The following is a 3,250-nucleotide window of genomic DNA, read 5'->3' on the forward strand; positions in this document are numbered from 1 at the left end:
TGTCACGGCATTGTCCTCGAATCAGGCGCGCTGGATGATCAGTTCGCGGCCGACACGGGCCTCGACCTTGGCGTAGCGCCACAGCTTGTACGGGCCCTCGCCCACCGCCGTGGTGCGGAACAGGTTGCAGGCGGCGTGCACGGTTTCGATATCCGGCACGTCGGCCAGCAGGTAGGTGGTCCAGGGGAAGCCGTCGGACGGGCCGACCATGCTCTGGTCGTCATCCATGTTGCCCAGCACGTTTACCCCGGCCAAGTCGTGGATGCCGTTCCACATCGCGCTGAACGCGGCCCATACCTGCAGTTGCTCCTCGCGCGGGGCGTCGAAGAAGTTCTGGTTGATGCCCATGCAGAACAGCACGCGCAAGGCTTTCTTATCGCTCATGTCAGTAATCCCGAAAGTTACAGGTAGCCCGGCAGGGGCTGTTTGCCGAAGAACATCGCCCCGGCGTTCTGGTAGGTGACGTCGCCCATGAAGGCGTGCTGGGTAACCACTTGCGCATCGTTGACGCAGCGGGCCAGCGGGCTTTCGTTGTAGATGCCGGTCATGCCCGAGAGCATCTGCGCGCTGCGAGCCACTTCGGCGGCCACGCGCGTGGCATGGGTGGAGGACAGGCGCAGCAGGTTGGTGACGTCGACCGGTACCGGGTCGCCGGCCAGCACGTGCTCCCAGGCCTGCTCGATGGATTCGTAGAAGAACGCCCGCGCCGAACGCAGTGCCGCCTCGGCCTTGGCCACGTCGACCTGGGCCAACGGCCGGTCGGCCAGGGCCGGGGCGCCGGTGACCGAGATGCGCCCGCTGGCCATGCCCGACAGCTCGTCCAGGGCAGCGCGGGCAACGCCCAGGCCGACCACCGAGAGCACCTGGGTGGCGAACGACAGTGACGGGTAGCGGAAGAACGGCTCGTCGAGGTTCGGCTTGCCACCGCGCACGAAGGTCCACTGTTCGCCGACCACCACGTCCTCGACCAGCAGGTCGTGGCTGCCAGTACCGAGCAGGCCGACGGTGTCCCAGGTTTCCTCGATGCGCGCCTGGCTGCGCGGCAGCACCGCCAGGCGTGGCAGGTCGAGCTTGTCGCCATTGCGCGGGGCGATGCCGACGCCGACGATGTCGGCGCCCATGGAGCCACTGGAGTACTTCCAGCGGCCATTGACCTTGAAGCCGCCCGGCACGACTTCGGCCGGCTGTGGCGGGAAAATGCCACCGGCGAACACGGTGTCGGGGCTGTTGCCGTAGATTTCGGCGATGGTCTCCAGCGGCAGCGCCGCCAGGTACACCGGGCTCATGCCGAAGCTGGCGACCCAGCCGGCCGAGCCGTCGGCATGGGAAATGCGCTCGATCATTTCGCAGAAGGCGCCCGGCGAGCACTCAAGCCCACCAAAGCGTTTCGGCACCAGGGCGCGGTACACGCCGTGGGCCTTGAAGGCATCGATCACGTCGCGGGATATATGGCGCTGGCGATCGAATTCACCCTGGCGGGCACGATCACGCACCCCGTCAAGCAAGGCCTCGAAGGCAGGGCCAGAGGCGAGCGCCGACACAGGCGCGGCACGCAGGCAAAGCGAATCCATGGACATTCTCCGTCTCAGGCGCAGTTTTTGTGGTGTTTGGCAGGCGGCGAAATGGCCAGGCTCGGCAAAGGCGAGCAGCGGCCACGCTGGGGGGCAAAGGCTGGGCCGGGCGGCATGGTTCTGTCTCTCTTGTTTTAGGTGCCGGTGACAAAAATTTGCGGTCAATTACGTGAATTGTCAATTGAATTTTCACGCTAAAAATTGCCTATCCTTCTTGGATAAGCCCCCTGCAAATCAACATGAAACCACCTAACTAATTGATTGATATCAATTTACGTAGGAACCAAGGGCGATGAGAAATCAGCGAAAAAAACTATTCATGCCCGGTGATATTCCGAAAAATTTTTAGTCGACTTTTCACATGATTCCGGAGAGAAAAAAGCTGGTGTAGGATGGCCAGGCAAGGAGCGCCACCAGGCCGGCCAACTGTGTCGAGCCCATAAAAAAATCAGCAAGCGCCCCGCCAGGATCGATGGGGACACGCCAATGCCTGCCGTGATAACCCCGAGGTCGAGGCCATGCCCACCCACCCCATCGACTTGCAGGACCACCGCCTGCGCTACCTGCACCTGAGCCACGACAAAGGCTCCATGCGCGCCGCCGCCGAAGCCCTGGGCGTCGCCACCTCATCGGTCAGCCGGCAGATCGCCCGGCTGGAACAGGAACTGGATATCGAACTGGTCCGCCCCGGTACCCACCGCATCAGCCTGACGGCTGCCGGCGAGGCTGCGGTGGACTACTACGTCGAACGCAGCCGCCAGCACGCCCAGCTGGTCCATCGCCTGGACGAGCTGCGCGGCCTGCAGCAGGCCTCGACCGTGCTGGCCATCGGCGAAGGCCTGCTGGGCGCCCGGGCGATCAATTCGTTGCAGGGGTTTCTGCATGCCCATGGCGCGCACAAGGCCGAGATCATCAGTGCACCTTCGCTGGAAGTGCAGCGCCGGGTCCTGAACGATGAGGCGCACTTGGGGGTGATCTTCGCCCCCAGCGCCACCGCACGCCTGACCCGCCTGTACAGCCTGGCCCAGCCGCTGCGCATGATCGTGCACCGCGACAGCCGCCTGGCCGCGCGCTCCACGGTCAGCCTGGAAGACGTGGCGCGTGAATCGCTGGTGCTGCCGGGCGCCGATTTTCGCGTGCGCGAGCTGGCGGATGCGGCGTGCAAGGACCAGCCGTTCGCCATCGTGCCCACGCTCACGTCCAACTCGCTGGCGGTGATCCTCGATTTCGTGCGCTCCGGCATGGGCGCCACCTTGCTGGCCGAGCTGCCGATCATCGACGAACTCAAGAGCGGTACGTTCAAGGCACTGGCCATCGATTGCCCGGCGATGAATGCCACCGACATCCAGATCGTCACCCGGCGCGGGCGCACGCTGGATGGGTTGAGCCGTGAGCTGGCCACGGAGATGGCGAGGGCCGTGCGCATGGCGGCTAACGCCTGAGAACGATTTGAGATTGCCGGGGGCGCGCTGCGCCCCTTTCGCGACACAAGGCCGCTCCTACAAGGGAATGCGATCTCCTGTAGGAGCGGCCTTGTGTCGCGAAAAGGCTGCAAAGCAGCCTCAGATGTTGTTGCACAAAACGCAACGACATTGCCCGCCACTGTCATTGAGCCCCTCCCCCCTGCCCTTTACGTTGCTCCCATAAGAAATCGCCCCCCATAGGTGACCCCCGTGAGC

The 3,250-nt window shown here is 64.2% G+C and carries 3 protein-coding genes; 1 reads left to right on the forward strand and 2 read right to left on the reverse strand.

Annotated features, from left to right (window positions below; translation table 11 throughout):
* Positions 1 to 21 precede the first annotated feature (21 nt).
* Together ACIPW4_RS27135 and iacA are read right to left on the reverse strand one after the other, a co-directional pair.
* Positions 22 to 384: an IacB protein gene (locus ACIPW4_RS27135; protein WP_110638218.1), complete on the reverse strand. Its 363-nt coding sequence runs from the start codon at positions 382 to 384 to the stop codon at positions 22 to 24.
* Between the two features lie 17 nt (positions 385 to 401).
* Complete coding sequence (iacA, locus tag ACIPW4_RS27140; protein ID WP_400663720.1) at positions 402 to 1,571, reverse strand: indole-3-acetate monooxygenase; 1,170 nt, start codon at positions 1,569 to 1,571, stop codon at positions 402 to 404.
* A 518-nt stretch (positions 1,572 to 2,089) separates the two neighbouring features.
* Here iacA and ACIPW4_RS27145 point away from each other — a divergent pair.
* Complete coding sequence (locus tag ACIPW4_RS27145) at positions 2,090 to 3,013, forward strand: LysR family transcriptional regulator (RefSeq protein WP_400663723.1); 924 nt, start codon at positions 2,090 to 2,092, stop codon at positions 3,011 to 3,013.
* Positions 3,014 to 3,250: the final 237 nt, after the last annotated feature.

The organism is Pseudomonas sp. NPDC089996 (assembly GCF_044748405.1).
GTDB lineage: Bacteria > Pseudomonadota > Gammaproteobacteria > Pseudomonadales > Pseudomonadaceae > Aquipseudomonas.

What these genes read in the sequence shown, in the direction of transcription:
- ACIPW4_RS27135 (WP_110638218.1), bottom strand. Translation starts at nt 384, where the DNA reads ATGAGCGATAAGAAAGCCTTGCGCGTGCTGTTCTGCATGGGCATCAAC.
- iacA (WP_400663720.1), bottom strand. Translation starts at nt 1,571, where the DNA reads ATGGATTCGCTTTGCCTGCGTGCCGCGCCTGTGTCGGCGCTCGCCTCT.
- ACIPW4_RS27145 (WP_400663723.1), top strand. Translation starts at nt 2,090, where the DNA reads ATGCCCACCCACCCCATCGACTTGCAGGACCACCGCCTGCGCTACCTG.